Below are 18,733 nucleotides of genomic sequence, written 5' to 3' on the forward strand. Positions count from 1 at the left end.
CAAATAACTGTTTGACACATCTTCTTTCTTTATTAGAGCCAATGCTATCTGTCGGAAACAGTCGGTGAGTCAACCGAATCTTTCCGACTTTTCATATATTGGAGGTTATTTAATGTGTATCAGTATAAAAGAACTACATTTTATTTTCAGTAATCGGAAATTTGAAATATATTTAGAGGCTCAAACGCTCAAACACATTTGATGACCCTTAAAAAATAATGACTATGAACATGCGCCTTCTATTACTTTTATTATTCGGTTCTGTTGTAATGTATACAAGTTGCCAGTCCACGTCTGCTCCAATCGATTCATTGGCAGCACGTGTGACGGAGAATACGTCGAAAGATCAAATCCTTTTCCGGTTGGTTACTGATGAAACCGATCCGGCAAAAGACTACTTTGAGATAGACTCCAAGGATGGCAAAGTACTGATAACCGGAAACTCCGATCTTTCACTGGCTACGGGCTTGAATTGGTACCTGAAATACGTGGCAGGTATTCATCTTTCGTGGAATAATCCCTCGCAGAAGTTGCCGGAAGTACTGCCTCTGCCTCAAAAGAAAATCCGACAGGCGACGGCTATGAAGAATCGATATTACCTGAATTACTGTACCTATTCCTACTCCATGGCTTTCTGGGACTGGGAACGCTGGGAGAAAGAAATAGACTGGATGGCGATGCACGGCATCAATATGCCTTTGAGTATAACAGGGATGGAGGTTGTCTGGTATAATCTGCTGAAGCGTATCGGATATACGACGGAGGAGATCAATGAGTTTATTTCCGGTCCTGCCTTTATGGCATGGTGGCAGATGAATAATCTGGAAGGATGGGGCGGACCGAATCCCGACAGTTGGTATCGGCAACAGGAAGCACTGCAAAAGAAGATCATTGCCCGAATGAGGGAGCTGGGCATTGAACCGGTATTCCCCGGATATGCAGGAATGGTCCCCCGTAATATCGGCGAGAAACTGGGGTATCAGATTGCCGATCCCGGTAAATGGTGCGGTTTTCCTCGTCCGGCCTTTCTTTCTACGGAAGATGAACATTTCGATTCATTTGCTGCCATGTATTATGAGGAGTTGGAGAAACTGTACGGAAAAGCAAAGTATTACAGTATGGACCCCTTTCATGAAGGAGGAAATACGGAAGGAGTAGACTTAGCAAAGGCGGGAACTTCTATTATGAGTGCTATGAAGAAAGCGAATCCGGAGGCTGTGTGGGTGATGCAGGCATGGCAGGCGAATCCGCGGGAAGCGATGGTCAACACGCTCGATTCCAGTGATTTGCTGGTACTGGATTTGTATAGTGAAAAGCTCCCGCAATGGGGTGATCCGGAGTCGATGTGGTATCGGGAGAAAGGTTTCGGCAAGCATGACTGGCTTTATTGTATGTTGCTTAACTTTGGCGGTAATGTCGGTCTGCATGGACGGATGGAGCAGTTGGTGAATGGATATTATAACGCCTGTGCACATGTCAACGGGAAAACCTTGCGGGGGGTAGGAGCTACTCCGGAAGGAATCGAGAATAATCCGGTGATGTTTGAATTGCTGTATGAGCTTCCTTGGCGGGAAGAACGTTTTTCACCGGATGAATGGCTGCAAGCGTATCTGAAAGCGCGGTATGGAAATGATTTGTCACCGGAAGTAGCGGAAGCATGGCGTGCGTTGGAACATACAGTTTACAATGCTCCGAAGAATTATCAGGGAGAAGGGACAGTCGAATCCTTGTTGTGCGCCCGTCCGGGATTTCATCTGGACAGAACGTCGACATGGGGATATGCCAAGTTATTCTATTCACCTGATTCAACGGCAAAGGCAGCCCGCTTGTTACTTTCTGTTGCAGATCAGTACAAGGGAAATAATAACTTTGAATATGATTTGGTGGACGTGGTGCGTCAGAGCCTGGCAGATAAGGGGAATGTGCTGCTTGAAGAAATTTCTCAGAGTTATGATCGGAAAGATAAGGATAGCTTCGGGAAACAGACACAACAGTTTCTGGAGTTAATATTAGCTCAGGACAGTTTGCTGTCCACCCGAAAGGAGTTCTCGGCGTCTTCATGGCTGAATGCCGCACGTTCTTTGGGAACCACGGAAGAAGAAAAGAAACTTTACGAATGGAATGCTTCTGCGCTGATCACGGTTTGGGGAGACAGTATAGCTGCTAATCAGGGAGGTCTGCATGATTATTCCCATCGGGAGTGGAGCGGGATTTTGAAAGACTTGTATTATCAACGTTGGAAAACTTTCTTTGAGCAGAAACAACGGGAGTTGGACGGCAAACTTGGTGAATCAGCGGAAGAACCGATTAATTTCTATGGCATGGAGAAAGCATGGGCGGAGAAAAACAAAACAGCTGATTCATCAGATCATAAGTTACAAAATGTAATTGAAACGGCAAAATCTGTTTATCGGACAGCGATTGAAGCAAAGTAATTTATCTACCTACACTGCTCCGGCTTTCAGCTAGAGGGCTGACTAAAAAGTCGGTAGTGCTGCCTTAAACGGGAGTGACTAAAAGTCGATAGGGAAACTTGGGTTTGTACGAATCATATAAAACGAAAAAAGAATAATCGGAAGTAAACAGGGGAATACCTTTTACTTCCGATTATGCTTTTTATAAATGATAATTGCTTCAGCAAGGCCATGCCGGGCAATCGAACATATTTATTTCTCCAACAAATTTTTCAGAAACTCGTCCAGTTCTTTATCCAGTCCTTTCAGCAGTTCGTCATCCACAAGCAATGTATCGTCATCTATCAGCAACAATTCTGCAACTGTTTCCTTATCTTCATCTACCAGTACGAATGAATAAGGCTTTAATATTGTTACTTTATCGAAGTCTCCTGCATCTTTCATTCTGCAAAGGATACTTTTCAGGTTGGGCTCTACATTTTCCATGAAATCATCTCCATCGTAAGTTGCCCACTCTTCAATCATTACATTAGCCAATTCCTCGTCATCGTCGTTATAAATAGTGAGTTGTCCCGATGTTTGGTCCGGTTGTAAATGAATATCTGTTACGGCTGTCTGGTCGCAGCCACATACATATTTGCCGGCTGCCTTTTGGATAGCCGATTCGATGGTAGACAGAGATTGTTGGCTCAGTTTCATAGGTTCTTCCTTTTTGTTACCTCAAAGGTATAAAAAAAATAATAATCAATGCATGATTTCCTTAAAAATCATCATTAAATCGCTCCATTTGCATTTTTAGCTTGGGCAATTGACTGTTACGTTCCTTTAATTCATTTGCATAAAGGGTTGTAAGGTAGTAATTCGGTATATCGTCAATGGTGGCGTACGCCGCATTTTCGGGAATGTTTTTCTTATCTACTTTTTGGGCAAGTTGCTGTGCTTTGACTGCCCATTCTTCTGCTTTTGCCAAGCTGTCCTTCATCTCATAATAAACAGCGATATTGAGGGCAGCTTTCATCTTTTTCTTTTCCTTCTTGGTTCCGTTGTACACTTGTTCCCAAAGTTCGAAAGCTCTGTCCCATGAATTTTCACGGACAAAGATTGCCGCGTCACGCATCTGTACGGAGCCACCGGTGTACAAGTATCGTTTGCCTGTTTTCCAGAAAGGGAGTAACTGTTTGACAGGGATAGTCCCTGCAAATTCAGAAGCTTCCCGTAACATCTGTGCATCAGGTATCATGTGTGCAAATGTTTCTGTTACCGATCCTCCGTATTCTTCCCAAAAGATACTGTCGGTGGGGTGTAGCGTAGTCATCGGTTTGCTGCGCGAGGGCAGGTATACCTTCACCGTCGGGTAGGCTTTTACATCCACTGTCCCCAGGTAGCAGTTAAAATCACGGATATAACGAACCGTTTTGGTCGCTTTGAATTGCAGGTTTTCCATTGCGATGATACAGTCCACTCCCAAGTCTGATGTCAGCTGTTGGACTTCCTCCTGACTCAATGTACTTTCACGAGGAAACTTGTCATTGGCCCGTAAAGCGGAATCACAGATCACCACTACATCAAAATAGTTCTGATGCGCGATTTCTTCCGCCAGCGATTCAGCCGCAATCTTAACGTTACCATTTGCATACGCTGTGGCGTGGCTTATTTCGGGTACGTTTTCTTTCGGCTTTTCGGTCTGTGTGATCAGCTTGTTATCCGGTTCGGTGCTGGTGTTATTCACGATAGCCACTTTACGGAGTTGAGAAGGGAAAGTCATATCTCCGGGCTGCATATAGTCAATAGAAATCTGCTCCAGGCTCTGACAGCTGCCGAGTGCCAACAGTAGCAGAGAAACAAATGCCAGTGAATAGAATTTTGCCATAGTCTTGATATCTTTAGTAGTTTAAGCAAAAGTACTATTTTGGATGAATAAAAGAAAGCCTCAAACAGTTTTTAACCGTTTGAGGCTTTCTTTTAGATTATAATCTTACATCGGACTGCTGTTAAGCATTCTGTCCGTGGCAGTTTTTATATTTCTTACCGCTTCCGCATGGGCAAGGATCATTGCGTCCTACCGTCTTTTCCGCACGGATCGGTTCGCGTTTTTGTTGCTCGCGAGTATCCTGACTGGCAGCAGCCTGCTGGTTCGGATCACTGAGGTCTTGTTTCTGTTCACGATACTTGCTCATATCCTGACGTTGCTCGGGAGCAGCCTGGCGTACTTCTACGCGGCGTGGCTGTTGTTCGTCTGCCGGAGCTTCCTGTACAGGGATCTGTCCGCGCATCAGAATGGAGATAGTCTGGTTATTGATCTTGTTCACCATAGCGTCAAACAGTGTTACGGATTCCAGTTTGTAGATCAACAGCGGGTCTTTCTGTTCGTAGCTTGCGTTCTGAACAGAGTGCTTCAACTCATCCAGCTCACGCAGGTTTTCTTTCCATGCTTCGTCGATAACGTGCAGCAGGATAGACTTTTCGAAAGCTTTCACCACCTCCTTTGATTCGGACTCGTAAGCCGCTTTCAGATTACAGGAGATGTTATACATCCGTTTTCCGTCTGTGATAGGAATCAGAATGTTTTCGTACATATGTCCCTGGTTTTCGTATACTTGTTTGATGACCGGATTAGCGATTTGTGCCAGGCGTTCCGTTTTGCGTTTGAAGTTTTCCATGGCAATGTTGAATGTCTTTTCTGCCAATGTGTCCTTCTTTTCATTACGGAATTCTTCTTCGGTGAACGGAGTTTCCATAGCCAATGTCTGGAGCAGTTCCATCTGACAGCCTTCGTAGTCATTGTTCTCGATCGCATTCGCGCAACGGTCCCAAATCATATTAACGATATCCATACCGATACGTTCACCCATCAGGGCGTGGCGGCGTTTGGTATAAACAACGGTACGTTGCTTGTTCATCACGTCGTCATATTCCAACAGACGTTTACGGATACCGAAGTTGTTTTCTTCCACCTTCTTCTGTGCACGCTCGATAGAGTTGGAGATCATCTTGTGCTCGATCATTTCGCCTTCCTGGAAACCGAGTTTGTCCATTACACTGGCAATACGGTCGGAAGAGAACAGACGCATCAAGTCATCTTCCAGTGACACGAAGAATACAGAAGAACCCGGGTCACCCTGACGTCCTGCACGACCACGCAACTGGCGGTCTACACGACGGGATTCGTGACGTTCCGTACCGATGATGGCCAAACCGCCTGCGGCTTTTACTTCCGGGCTCAGCTTGATGTCGGTACCACGACCTGCCATATTGGTAGCGATGGTCACTGCACAGCTGAAACCGGCTTTTGCAACAATTTCAGCTTCTTTCTGGTGCAACTTCGCATTCAGTACGCTGTGTTCGATCTTACGCATGGTAAGCATTTTGCTCAGCATTTCGGAGATTTCTACCGAAGTCGTACCTACCAGTACCGGACGTCCTGCCTGCACTAGTTTTTCGATTTCTTCGATAACGGCTTTATACTTTTCGCGTTTGGTTTTGTAAACGCGGTCGTTCATATCCTTCCTTGCGATCGGGCGGTTAGTCGGGATAACGACTACATCCAATTTGTAGATGTCCCAAAGTTCGCCTGCTTCCGTTTCGGCAGTACCGGTCATACCGGACAGCTTGTGATACATACGGAAGTAGTTCTGCAAAGTGATCGTTGCGAATGTCTGCGTTGCGGCTTCTACTTTCACACGTTCCTTCGCTTCGATAGCCTGGTGCAATCCGTCAGAGTAGCGGCGGCCTTCCATGATACGTCCGGTCTGCTCGTCTACAATCTTCACCTGTCCGTCGATCACAACATATTCGTCATCTTTCTCGAACATGGTGTAAGCCTTCAGCAACTGGTTGATGGTGTGTACGCGCTCCGATTTGATGGCGTAGTTAGTCAGCAGCTCATCTTTCTTTTCCAGCAGTTGTTCGTTGGTCAGGTTTTGATTTTCCAGTTCGGAGAGTTGTGCGGCGATATCCGGCAGCACGAACAATGTCGGGTCTTCGGAGTTACCGGTGATCAGGTCGATACCTTTATCTGTGAGGTCTACGCTGTTCAGTTTTTCTTCGATGACGAAGTACAACGGTTCGGTCACTTCGTGCATACGCTTGTTGTTCTGCTCCATGTAGATTTCTTCGGTCTTCAGCATGCCGGCTTTGATACCCTGTTCACTGAGGAACTTGATCAATGCCTTATTCTTCGGAAGACACTTGTGGCTACGATAAAGGGCAAGGAATCCTTCTTCCACTTCCTTCTTGTCGTTGGAGGCAATCAGTCGTTTGGCTTCGGAAAGGTATTTGGTTGCCAATGCTTTTTGAGCTTCTACCAGACGTTCTACCAGCGGACGGAGCTGTTCGAACAGTTGGTCGTCGCCTTTCGGCACCGGACCGGAAATAATCAGCGGAGTACGGGCATCGTCAATCAATACCGAGTCAACCTCATCGACGATAGCGTAGTTGTGCTGGCGTTGAACAAGGTCTTTCGGGCTGATAGCCATGTTGTCACGCAGGTAGTCGAAACCGAATTCATTGTTGGTACCGAACGTGATGTCGGCAAGGTATGCCTGACGACGGGCGTCGGAGTTCGGCTGATGGCGGTCGATGCAATCTACGCTCAAACCGTGGAACATATAAAGCGGGCCCATCCATTCGGAGTCACGTTTGGCAAGGTAGTCGTTCACGGTTACTACATGCACACCGTTTCCGGTCAGCGCGTTCAGGAATACCGGAAGGGTAGCAACGAGAGTTTTACCTTCACCGGTTGCCATTTCCGCAATCTTACCTTTGTGCAGAACGACACCACCGAACAGCTGAACGTCGTAATGAATCATGTTCCATACCGTATCATTGCCGCCGGCATTCCAGTGGTTCTGGTAGATGGCCTTGTCGCCTTCAATGCGTACAAAGTCTTTGGTGGCAGCCAGATGGCGGTCGAATTCAGTCGCGGTTACTACGATTTCTTCGTTTTCCGTAAATCGTTTGGCAGTTGCTTTGACGATAGAGAAAGCTACGGGCAATACTTCTTCCAGTGCTTTCTCGTATTTTTCGAGAATTTCTTTCTCTATCTTATCTATTTGTGCAAAGACTTCTTCGCGGTCTTCCAGTTCGGTGCTTTCGATGCTCGCTTTAAGTTCTTCCACTTTAGCGCGTTCGTCAGTAGCCGATTCGCGGATGTATTTTTTGAGTTCTTCCGTTTTGGCACGGAGGGCATCGTTGTCCAGTGCTTCAATCTCCGGGTAGGCAGCTTTGATCTTTTCTACCCAGGGTTTGATTTCTTTCATGTCTCGTGTGGATTTGTTTCCGAAAATCGAGCTTAAAAATTCATTAAATCCCATGTTGTATTATTTAGTTTATTATTATTTCTTGATTGTCTGCACGGTGCTTTTTCCATATATAAATCCGCGCAAAGTTACATTAAAATGCTGATTTATTTATGTTTTTCGCATGGTTTTTGTGAGGAATCTTTTACCGAAGATCGGTAATAGGAGCCGAAGAAGAAGCATTGGGAGCCCGTATGCGCATGAAATGAGCCAGTGTAGGCGCAATATGGTCGATTGTTACAGGTGTCTGAATGATGGCCGGTTTCACGGAGTGACCCATGAAGATCAGCGGTGCGGGGATATAGGAATGACGTACCACCTTGTTCTCGTTGCCGTTTTCGCTGACGATAGTCCATCCCGGTAACACGTCGATCACGAGGTCGCCGGAACGCTTGCGGTGATAGCCGTTGCGTATTCTGTATATTTCCGGAGTCCATGAACCCAGGAGAAGTCGGTGGGCGGAATATGCCTCATTTACTCCGCTGAACTGCATCAGGAAGTCGGCAGACTTTTCCTGCACTTCTGTCAGGTTCAGTTGCTTTTGTTCCAGTAACTTGTGGTTCAGATAGATTTGCTGGTCGTGATAGGCTTCTACATATTTTCCTTCACCGTAAGTGGCCATCAGAAACATGTTCAGCAAGGCGGTGCAGCGGTTGAGGTGAAACTCTCCGGTCGGTATTTTGTACAGTCCCGAATCCGTCGATTCGCTGTCCGTATATCCGGTGGAAGTGACGAAGATAAGCACATTCTGCAAGCCTACTTTCTTGTCGAGCAGGTCAAGCAGGTTGGCGATGCTGCGGTCGAGGCGTACATAAGTGTCCTGTATTTCCATGGCACACTCTTGTACGGACTTGTGCTCATAGTTGCCTGCATAATAAGTAAGTGCCAATAAGTCAGTAATGTCATCCATGCCGACCGAACCTTTGCCGATTGCTTCTTCTGCGAGGGCATTTACTTCATCGTTGACGAACGGGCTGGTGATGAAACGGCGGAACTTATTGTTGCGGTCGTCGTCAAATTTATATTTGAACACTACGTCCCGCCAATCTGGCAGGAAAGTGTACATACCACGTGGGAAAACCGGTTCCCATGTGACGCTGGAGATGCGGGAGTCGATGGCCTGACGGTCGTTATATTGGCTTGCCCACCAGGGGAATTCGCCATAATAAGTCGTTCCGCTCCATTTTCCGGTCGTGGGATTGATCCAGAACGCTCCGTTTCCTGCATGTCCGGCAGCGAAAATGGCTGCGTCGCAGAAAGGGGCGATGGCGTATACGATACCTTTGCCTTGTGTCGCTATTTTCAGTTCGTCGGCAATGGTAGAGGTTAATAATTTGGTAGGGGCACAGGTCTGATCGGTGTAATAACCCATGAAGGCCGCATCGTCCGTACTGTTGACAGGGCGTAGGGTGGCTACATCCATCCATCGGTTGGAAATGATCCCGTTGACGGAAGGCGTTGATCCGCTGTAGATGGCTGCCATGGCAGAGGCACGGTCTACACCGCTGAATGTATATTCTGCATTGTGGAATACTCTTCCCTCTTTCCAAAGGCGTTTGAAGCCTCTCTCGCCGTAGAGCGACGAAAAAGCTTCCAGATAGTCCGTACGCAACTGGTCAATCGTGAGTCCTACCACAAGTTTAGGGGCAGTAGGCAACGACTGAGCTTGTAGCCCGGTGAAGGTCAGTACGGTAATCAAGGAAGTTAGTAGTCCTTTCATTATTTCTTTTTAGAGGTCAATATCAAATTGCTCGCTGAACGTATCAGCAAACAGAGTGCCAAAGGTACAACAGCTAAGTCAAATCTCTGCGGAATTAGCGGAAAAAGCACCATAAAAAGTGTTAAAACGACTATATTCAGCGTCAAATACCAGCATTTCTTTCCTTTTCGGACACAATAAATGATGTATGGAAGGAGCAGAAGCTGTCCCGGATGGAATACCAGCAATAAGAAATTGGAGCTGACAGCCGGATGTTCGGAGAATAGGGCGAGGAAGGCCAGCACACAGCCCACGATGCCTGCGGCACCGAATAAAATAAGGTCGACACCCCAGAGTCCTGTCCTTTTGCGGATGCTGTAGATAGTAGCAGCTGCGGTAAGTATAAAAAGCAGGAGGGAACATTGGAACGGGGTGGGCATCCAACCGCCTTCTTCTTCCTCGGGAAGGGCGTCTACGATCAGCTCCTTGCCGGATACGAGCGGACGCTGAACCGAATCATGGACGATTTGGGCGCCTGCGAAAGCATCCATCAGGTAAAAGGGGGCAAACATCATTTGGCGTTGCGTGATGGGGCGGTCTGCTTCGCTACCGATGCAGAGGTCGATGCCGAAGCGGGCCCACGGATGGCCTTTGCAGTATTGATGTACGATATCGCGGAAAGATAGCGAACCGTCTTGCGGCTCTGCGGGATATATTACCTTTCCGTCAATGCTTTCTTCTATTTTATCGCGCGGGCGTGTAGCGCAATTGTCATAAAAGAAATTATACCGGTAAACTCTGTTTTCGGGAAGATAGTTTTCTTGCAGTAGTCGGATGAGTTCCGCTTTTTCTTCTTTGCTCAGGTTGAGTGTCTGTTGCCAGACGCTGCGCCCGTCGAAGGCATATTCCGCCGCGAAACGGGCGTAGTCGGTAGCTCCCAGCTGGTAGTCTGTCTCACCGAGTGAAAAACGGAGGATGAAGTTGGGAGTATTGAAGCTGAATAGTCCATAGTTGAATACGGCATCTATTCCGTTGGCCGGATCTTCGTAGCGGATGGCTGTATGTCCGAACAGGGAGTATATTTCTTCACCGGGGGCGCAAGTCAGCAGGCTGAGGCGGATGGAGTCGTTGCCAGAAGCTATGGCTTGTCCGTTTGAAAAGATAAGCAGATAAAGAGTCAGTAATGGATATAGAATTGTCCGTTTCATCAGAAATGCCCGTTTATTATTTTGGTGGCGAATATACGAAGAATAGTTGGATTGTAGAAACGGAGGCTTCGTTTTATCCAAACAGAGGCTTTGTTTTACCCAAACAGAGCCTCTGATTAGGGTAAATAGGGCCTTTAAAAGCGTTCTTTTTTTCTTATAAAATGTGGAACGCTGAACGGAACACTTTAAAACTCTTGTAACTGATTGATATATAGGGAAATGTTGTGTAAGGAAAAATGACTATGAAACGCAAAGCGGTACCATAATAAGGGATAACTAATAAATTATATATTTAAAAATATATAGTTCGATTTTGGCGTTTGGGGGCGATATTTGAAATGAAAAAAGAAGATAATTCCTTCTGTATGCTTCAACTTTTCTTTTTTTACTTTACCTTTGCGCCGCTAAAGACGAAAAGTATTGAACTTAATTATCGACATAGGAAATACGACAGCGAAAGTTGCCCTCTTCAATAGAAGTGAGATGGTGGAGGTGTTGACCGAATCCAATCAATCATTGGATAGCTTGGAGGCTCTTTGCTCCAAATACCGGATTGAGCGGGGGATTGTAGCTACTGTCGTCGATTTGAACGAACGGATACTTGCCGAACTGGCTGCTTTGCCGTTCCCCCTGTTATGGCTCAATCATGAGACTCCGCTGCCGGTAGGTAATCTGTACGAAACTCCCGAGACATTGGGATACGACCGGATAGCTGCCGTAGTGGGGGCCAACGAGCAGTTTCCTCATAATGACATCTTGGTCATTGATGCGGGCACTTGCATCACTTATGAGTTTATTGACTCGAAAGGACAATATCATGGCGGTAATATTTCTCCCGGCATGCAGATGCGCTATAAAGCGCTTCACCAGTTTACCGGACGCTTGCCGCTGATAGACTCCAACGGGCGCAAACTGCCGATGGGAAGGGATACGGAAACTGCCATCCGTGCAGGGGTGCTGAAAGGAATGGAATATGAAATTTCAGGTTATATTGAGGCTATGAAGCATAAATATCCTGAACTTTTGGTTTTTTTAACGGGCGGAGATGACTTTTCTTTTGATAGCAGCGTAAAAAGTGCCATCTTTGCAGATAGATTTTTAGTGTTGAAAGGATTAAATAGAATTTTAAACTATAATAATGGTAGGATTTAAACACACGATTTGGGCGCTTTTGCTCATGATGGTTACCGGAACGGCAATCGCTCAAAATAATACAAACTCTCCTTACACACGATATGGCTATGGCGACTTGTCCGATCAAAGTTTCGGAAATAGCAAGGCGATGGGTGGAATTGCTTTCGGACTCAGGGATGGAGCACAGATCAATCCAACGAATCCTGCTTCCTATACGGCCATTGATTCGTTGACGTTCCTGTTCGAAGGGGGTGTCAGTTTACAGAATATGAATATTAGTGGTGGTGGCCTGAAGTTGAATGCCAAAAACGCCAGTTTCGATTATCTCGCTATGCAGTTCCGGTTGGCTCCGTGGATGGCGATGAGTGTCGGATTGTTGCCATATTCTAATGTGGGGTATACGGTGTCTGATAGTCAGACTACGGACAATGACTTGACATATAGTCGAAGTTTTACGGGAGATGGAGGCTTACATCAATTGTACGTAGGTGCTGGTGTAAAAGTGCTTAAAAATCTTTCCGTCGGTGTGAATGCATCTTATTTTTGGGGAGATTTGACTCGTACGCGAAGCGTGATTTTTCCTCAGATGTCTTCAAGTACTTATTATTCATACAATCGTCAAATGGCTGTTTCGATTTCAGATTATAAACTGGATTTTGGTGTACAATATACGCAGGAACTGAACAAAAAACATTCTTTTACGGTTGGTGCGATATATTCACCGAAACATAAGTTGAATAATGATTATAACTCAACGATTCAAGTAGGTTCTTCTACAACTGAAAAAATGGATGCAACTCTTGAATTGCCCAATACTTTTGGAGTCGGGTTTACTTATAACTATGATAAGCGTTTGACATTAGGTATGGATTATAGTCTGCAACAATGGTCGAAAACTGAATTTGGTATTGCTACCAATGATATCAATGTGCGTCAAGACTTTGAAGAAACCTATGCTTATTGTGATCGTACAAAAATATCAGTAGGTGCGGAATACATTCCTAATTTGATAGGACGTTCCTATTTCGCCCACATAAAATACCGTTTAGGAGCTTATTATACGACACCGTATTATAAGATTGATGGGAAAAAGGCTTCACGTGAATATGGTGTAACTGCCGGTTTCGGTCTGCCTGTTCCCCGTTCGCGTTCCATACTTAGTATCAGTGGACAGTTTGTCCGTGTAAAAGGCTTGGAGACGAACATGGTGAATGAAAATATCTTCCGCGTGAGTATCGGGCTTACGTTCAACGAACGTTGGTTCTTCAAGCGTAGGGTAGAGTAATAAAAGTGAGAGAGAGAATAGACGATATTATATAAACAACTAAAATTTAGATACAATGAAAATTAAAACGCTTGTGGCTATGTTGTTCCTTTCGGCTGGAGCAACCACTGTGGTGGCACAGGATGCGTCTAACTGTAACTCAAACAGTAGTATTTCGCATGAGGCTGTGCGTGCAGGAAATTTTAAAGATGCGTATACTCCCTGGAAAGCTGTGTTGGAAAATTGTCCCACACTCCGTTTTTACACTTTTACTGACGGATATAAAATCCTTAAAGGCTTGATGGCTCAGATTAAGGATAAGAATAATCCTGAATATCAGAAGTATTTTGATGAATTGATGAATACGCATGATTTGCGTATGAAATACACAGAAGAATTCCTTGCAAAAGGAACTAAAGTGTCTTCTGCTGACGAAGCACTGGGTATCAAGGCTGTAGACTATATTGCTTTGGCTCCGAAAGTAGACGCTAACCAAGCCTATCAATGGCTGAGCCAGTCTGTAAATGCAGTGAAAGGCGAATCGGCAGCTGCTACGCTTTTTTATTTCCTTCAGATGTCATTGGATAAACTGAAAGCTGATCCTAATCATAAAGAACAATTTATTCAGGATTATCTGCTTGCTTCAGAATATGCTGACGCTGCTATTGCTGCAGAAACTAATGAAGCAAAAAAGAAAAACTTTATGGGTATCAAAGATAACCTCGTGGCTTTGTTCGTAAACAGTGGTACTGCTGACTGCGAATCTCTGCAAAGTATCTATGGCCCGAAAGTAGAAGCTAACCAGACAGACTTGGCTTATCTGAAAAAAGTAATCGATATCATGAAAATGATGAGATGTACAGAAAGCGAAGCTTATTTGCAAGCATCTTTCTACGCTTATAAGATAGAGCCAACAGCTGAAGCTGCTACAGGATGTGCTTATCAGGCATTCAAGAAAGGTGATATTGATGGTGCTGTGAAGTTCTTTGACGAAGCAATCCAACTGGAAACTGACAACGTGAAGAAAGCAGAAAAGGCATATGCTGCTGCAGCTGTATTGGCTTCTGCTAAGAAATTGTCTCAAGCCAGATCATACTGTCAGAAAGCAATTAGCTTCAACGAGAACTATGGTGCTCCTTATATCCTGATTGCTAACTTGTATGCAATGAGTCCTAACTGGAGTGATGAGTCTGCATTGAATAAGTGTACTTACTTCGCTGTAATTGATAAACTGCAACGTGCAAAAGCAGTTGACCCAAGTGTGGCTGAAGAAGCAAACAAGTTGATTGGTACATATTCCGGTCATACTCCACAGGCTAAAGACCTATTTATGTTAGGTTACAAACAAGGCGACCGCATCACTATCGGTGGCTGGATCGGAGAGACTACAACGATTAGATAAAATTTATGTTGCGAAAACGAAGTAACCGTTTGTTGCATAAAAGCATAAGCATAACAATTGCCTTCGGGGCAATTGTTATGCTTCTTTCATTTTCTTCCTGCGGCGGTAAGAAGAATACGCTGGGCGACGCCATCACAGAACGTGATTCATTACCGGTTATGAATACACTGGGAGTAACTACTCTTATATCCGACTCGGGAGTGACACGTTATCGGGTGAATACAGAAGAATGGACGGTGTACGACCGCAAGAAACCTTCCTATTGGGCATTTGAAAAGGGAGTTTATCTGGAACAATTTGATTCTATCTTTAATATTGAAGCCAGCATCAAGGCAGATACCGCTTATTATTATGATAAGCAGAAACTCTGGAAACTGATAGGGAATGTAGATATACAGAACCGGAAAGGGGAGCGTTTCAATACCGAGTTGCTTTATTGGAACGAAGCAACTCAAAAAGTCTATTCCGACAAGTTTATACGTATCCAGCAGCCGGATCGTGTAATTACCGGACATGGTTTTGACTCCAATCAGCAAATGACCGTTTATGTCATTCAGAATATTGAGGGCATTTTCTATGTTGACGAAAATGGGGGAACTGCTCAACCGGAAGTAAAAGCATTGCCGCCGGATTCGACGAAAAAAGATTCTGTGAAATAAACTATGAATATTTATATCTCTTTACTCATCACTATGGCTTTCTCCGCTTTCTTCTCAGGAATGGAGATCGCGTTTGTCTCAGTAGATAAGTTGCGCTTTGAAATGGAACGTAAGGGAGGAATCACATCCCGTATTCTTTCCATCTTTTTCAAGAACTCGAACGAATTTATCTCTACCATGCTGGTAGGAAACAATATAGCATTGGTTATCTATGGTATATTGATGGCACAGATCATTGGTGATAATCTGTTGGCTGGTTTTATTGATAACCACTTTCTGATGGTGTTGGCGCAGACCGTCATCTCTACTCTGATTATTTTGGTGACTGGAGAGTTTCTTCCTAAAACATTGTTTAAGATCAATCCCAATCTGGTCTTGAATGTTGCCGCTATTCCGCTTTTTATTTGTTATGTCATTTTATATCCTGTCTCGAAGTTATCTTCCGGTTTGTCTTGCCTTTTTCTTCGTATATTCGGTATGAAGGTTAACAAAGATGCTTCGGACAAGGCTTTCGGAAAAGTCGATCTGGACTATTTCGTGCAGAGTAGCATCGATAATGCTGCGAATGAAGAAGAATTGGATACGGAAGTGAAAATCTTTCAAAATGCACTTGATTTCTCAAACATAAAAATACGTGACTGTATCGTTCCACGTACCGAAGTCGTTGCGGTCGACCTTACTACTTCGTTGGATGAACTCAAGAGCCGTTTTATAGAATCCGGGATCTCGAAGATCATTGTGTATGACGGAAATATCGATAATGTGGTCGGTTTTATTCATTCGTCGGAAATGTTTCGTGATCCGAAAGACTGGCGTGATAACGTGAAAGACGTGCCGATCGTACCCGAAACGATGTCTGCCCACAAACTGATGAAGCTGTTTATGTTGCAAAAGAGGACGATTGCCGTGGTAGTGGATGAGTTTGGAGGTACATCCGGCATTGTGTCGTTGGAAGACTTGGTAGAAGAAATATTTGGTGATATAGAAGATGAACATGACAATACTTCCTATATCTGCAAGAAGATTGACGAAGATGAATATGTTTTGTCCGCCCGTCTGGAGATAGAAAAAGTCAATGAAATGTTCGGACTTGATCTGCCCGAATCGGACGACTATCTGACAGTAGGCGGATTGATACTGAACCAATATCAGAGCTTCCCGAAACTGCACGAATTGGTACGTGTCGGCCGTTATCAGTTTAAAATAATCAAGGTGACAGCGACAAAAATAGAACTTGTACGCTTAAAAGTCATGGAATAATGGCGATAACCGTGAAATTTTTAGCTAATAAATAGAAGCATATTAGCATTTTTTGTATCTTCGTGCGCTAAAATGACAATAGAAAGAAATAATAATAAACATAAATCGTATTAATCAAAATGGCAACATTACAAAACATTAGGTCGAAAGGACCTCTATTGGTGATTGTTATCGGTTTGGCGCTGTTTGCTTTCATCGCGGGTGACGCGTGGAAGGTGATGCAACCGCACCAGGCACATGACGTAGGTGAGGTGAACGGAGATGCTCTTTCCGCTCAAGAGTATCAGAATCTGGTAGAAGAATATACCGAAGTGATAAAACTCTCCCGTGGAGTGACTGCACTGAACGACGAACAGACCAATCAGGTGCGCGACGAAGTATGGCGTTCCTACGTTAATAACAAACTGGTTGAGAAAGAAGCAAAAGCATTGGGACTGACAGTTTCTGCTGCTGAAATTCAGGATATCCTGAAAGCAGGCGTGCATCCGTTGTTGCAACAGACTCCTTTCCGCAACCCGCAGACCGGTGCTTTCGATAAGGATATGCTCAATAAGTTCCTGGTAGATTACGCTAAAATGAACGAATCTCAGATGCCGGCTCAGTATGCAGAACAGTACAACAACATGTACAAATACTGGTCATTCATCCAGAAGACATTGGTTCAGAGCCGCCTGGCAGAAAAATATCAGGCATTGGTAGCAAAAGCGCTTCTCTCTAACCCGGTAGAAGCACAGGACGCTTTCGACGCAAGAGTGAATCAATATGACTTGTTGATGGCTGCCGTTCCTTATTCTTCTGTAGTAGATTCTACAATCGTTGTGAAAGAATCGGAACTGAAAGACCTTTATAACAAGAAGAAAGAACAGTTCAAGCAATATCAGGAAAGCCGTGATATCAAGTACATTGATGTTCAGGTGACTGCAAGTGCGGAAGACAGATCTGCTATCCAGCAGGAAGTAGACGAAGCTACTGCACAGTTGGCTACTACAACAGATGACTATACTTCTTTTATCCGCTCTGTAGGCTCGGAAGCTCCTTATGTAGACTTGTTCTATAATAAAACAGCTTTCCCGTCAGATGTAGTTGCCCGTCTGGACTCTGCATCGGTTGGTTCTGTTTATGGTCCGTACTATAATGGTGCCGACAATACTATTAATTCATTCAAAGTGGTTGCAAAAACAGCTGCTGCCGACTCAATCGAGTTCCGTCAGATTCAGGTGTTTGCAGAAGACGCTTTGAAGACAAAAGCCTTGGCGGACAGTATCTATACTGCTATCAAAGGCGGTGCTAACTTCGCAGATCTGGCTAAGAAATACGGTCAGACGGGTGAGACTAACTGGATGAGCTCTGCACAGTATGAAGGCGCACAGATCGATGGTGACAACCTGAAGTTTATCTCTGCTATCAATAATACAGGCGTGAACGAAGTAGTAAACCTGCCGTTGGGACAAGCTAATGTAATTCTGCAGGTGACTAACAAGAAAGCTGTGAAGGATAAATATAAAGTAGCTGTTGTGAAACGTGAAGTTGAATTCAGCAAAGAAACTTATAACCGTGCTTACAATGACTTCAGCCAGTTCATCGCTGCCAATCCTACTGCTGAAAAGATGATCGCTAACGCTGAAGAAGCCGGATACAAACTGCTTGACAGAAGAGACTTGTATAGCTCAGAACACACTATCGGTGGTGTAAGAGGTACTAAAGAAGCATTGAGATGGGCGTTTGCCGCTAAACCGGGTGATGTTTCCGGTTTGTATGAATGTGGCGAAAGCGACCATATGGTTGCAGTAGCTCTGGTTGGTGTTACTCCGGAAGGATATCGTCCGCTGAAAGCTGTACAGGATCAGTTGAGAGCTGAAATCGTTAAAGATAAGAAAGCCGAAAAGATTATGGCTGATATGAAAGCTGCCAATGCAACTTCTCTCGACCAGTACAAGGCTATGCCCGGCGCAGTCAGCGATTCTTTGAAGCTGGTTACATTTGCCGCTCCCGCTTATGTCTCTGAATTGCGCAGCAGCGAACCGCTGGTAGGTGCTTATGCTTCTGTGGCTGAAATGAACAAACTGAGTGCTCCAATCAAAGGTAATGCCGGTGTATTTGTGCTTCAGATGTATGGCAAAGACAAACTGAGCGATACTTTTAACGCTAAAGATGAAGAAGCTACATTGGCTAATATGCACGCACGCTTCGCAAGCCGTCTGATGAACGACCTGTATCTGAAAGGAAAAGTGAAGGATACACGTTACCTGTTCTTCTAAGATTAGTCGTAAAAACGATAACTGCAAAAGGTCGTTCCATGCTTTGGAACGACCTTTTTTGCTAACTTTTACATCCTTGCTATACGGAAATCGACTTTATTTCCTTACATTTGCAAATATAAACCATGAACAGAAAGA

At 44.7% G+C, this 18,733-nt stretch carries 12 protein-coding genes; 7 read left to right on the top strand and 5 right to left on the bottom strand.

Going from position 1 to position 18,733, the window contains the following annotated elements; translation table 11 throughout:
- Positions 1-224: 224 nt before the first annotated feature.
- The gene (locus DW640_RS01495) at positions 225-2,435 is read left to right on the top strand and encodes an alpha-N-acetylglucosaminidase (protein ID WP_061474412.1); all 2,211 of its coding nucleotides are present in this window, start codon (positions 225-227) and stop codon (positions 2,433-2,435) included.
- Positions 2,436-2,666: 231 nt separating this feature from the next.
- Here the strand turns inward: DW640_RS01495 and DW640_RS01500 are convergent, their stop codons facing one another.
- The 5 genes from DW640_RS01500 to DW640_RS01520 all read right to left on the bottom strand — a co-directional run bounded on the left by DW640_RS01500 (position 2,667) and on the right by DW640_RS01520 (position 10,618).
- On the bottom strand, positions 2,667-3,113 hold the full coding sequence (locus DW640_RS01500) for a hypothetical protein (protein WP_008760031.1): 447 nt from the start codon (positions 3,111-3,113) through the stop codon (positions 2,667-2,669).
- Between the two features lie 61 nt (positions 3,114-3,174).
- Complete coding sequence (locus DW640_RS01505) at positions 3,175-4,284, bottom strand: DUF6340 family protein (protein WP_022471562.1); 1,110 nt, start codon at positions 4,282-4,284, stop codon at positions 3,175-3,177.
- Positions 4,285-4,405: 121 nt separating this feature from the next.
- Positions 4,406-7,726, bottom strand: coding sequence for a preprotein translocase subunit SecA (gene secA, locus DW640_RS01510; RefSeq protein WP_008764528.1), 3,321 nt, complete (start codon positions 7,724-7,726; stop codon positions 4,406-4,408).
- A gap of 130 nt (positions 7,727-7,856) precedes the next feature.
- The gene (locus DW640_RS01515) at positions 7,857-9,431 is read right to left on the bottom strand and encodes an alkaline phosphatase family protein (RefSeq protein ID WP_117576949.1); all 1,575 of its coding nucleotides are present in this window, start codon (positions 9,429-9,431) and stop codon (positions 7,857-7,859) included.
- A complete protein-coding gene (locus DW640_RS01520) occupies positions 9,431-10,618 on the bottom strand; it encodes a DUF4105 domain-containing protein (protein WP_117576951.1) in 1,188 nt (395 codons plus the stop codon). The genes DW640_RS01515 and DW640_RS01520 overlap by 1 nt, the downstream gene beginning before the upstream one ends.
- A 420-nt stretch (positions 10,619-11,038) precedes the next feature.
- Here DW640_RS01520 and DW640_RS01530 point away from each other — a divergent pair, with 420 nt between their 5' ends.
- From DW640_RS01530 to DW640_RS01555, 6 genes are all read left to right on the top strand, one after another.
- Entirely contained in the window at positions 11,039-11,770 is a 732-nt protein-coding gene (locus DW640_RS01530) for a type III pantothenate kinase (RefSeq protein WP_008764531.1), read from the top strand.
- Positions 11,757-13,037, top strand: a complete 1,281-nt coding sequence (locus DW640_RS01535; RefSeq protein ID WP_117576953.1) for an OmpP1/FadL family transporter — start codon at positions 11,757-11,759, stop codon at positions 13,035-13,037. Before DW640_RS01530 ends, DW640_RS01535 begins: the two co-directional genes overlap by 14 nt.
- Positions 13,038-13,092: 55 nt before the next feature.
- Positions 13,093-14,418 carry a hypothetical protein gene (locus tag DW640_RS01540; RefSeq protein WP_008760038.1) on the top strand — a complete coding sequence of 442 codons (1,326 nt, stop codon included), beginning with the start codon at positions 13,093-13,095 and terminating at the stop codon, positions 14,416-14,418.
- A gap of 5 nt (positions 14,419-14,423) precedes the next feature.
- On the top strand, positions 14,424-15,077 hold the full coding sequence (lptC, locus tag DW640_RS01545) for an LPS export ABC transporter periplasmic protein LptC (RefSeq protein WP_008764532.1): 654 nt from the start codon (positions 14,424-14,426) through the stop codon (positions 15,075-15,077).
- 3 nt (positions 15,078-15,080) lie between these two features.
- Complete coding sequence (locus DW640_RS01550) at positions 15,081-16,337, top strand: hemolysin family protein (RefSeq protein ID WP_008760040.1); 1,257 nt, start codon at positions 15,081-15,083, stop codon at positions 16,335-16,337.
- A gap of 119 nt (positions 16,338-16,456) precedes the next feature.
- A complete protein-coding gene (locus tag DW640_RS01555) occupies positions 16,457-18,595 on the top strand; it encodes a peptidylprolyl isomerase (protein WP_117576955.1) in 2,139 nt (712 codons plus the stop codon).
- Positions 18,596-18,733: the final 138 nt, after the last annotated feature.

The sequence above is a fragment of the Bacteroides sp. AM23-12 genome, from assembly GCF_003434395.1.
Classification (GTDB): domain Bacteria; phylum Bacteroidota; class Bacteroidia; order Bacteroidales; family Bacteroidaceae; genus Bacteroides; species Bacteroides thetaiotaomicron.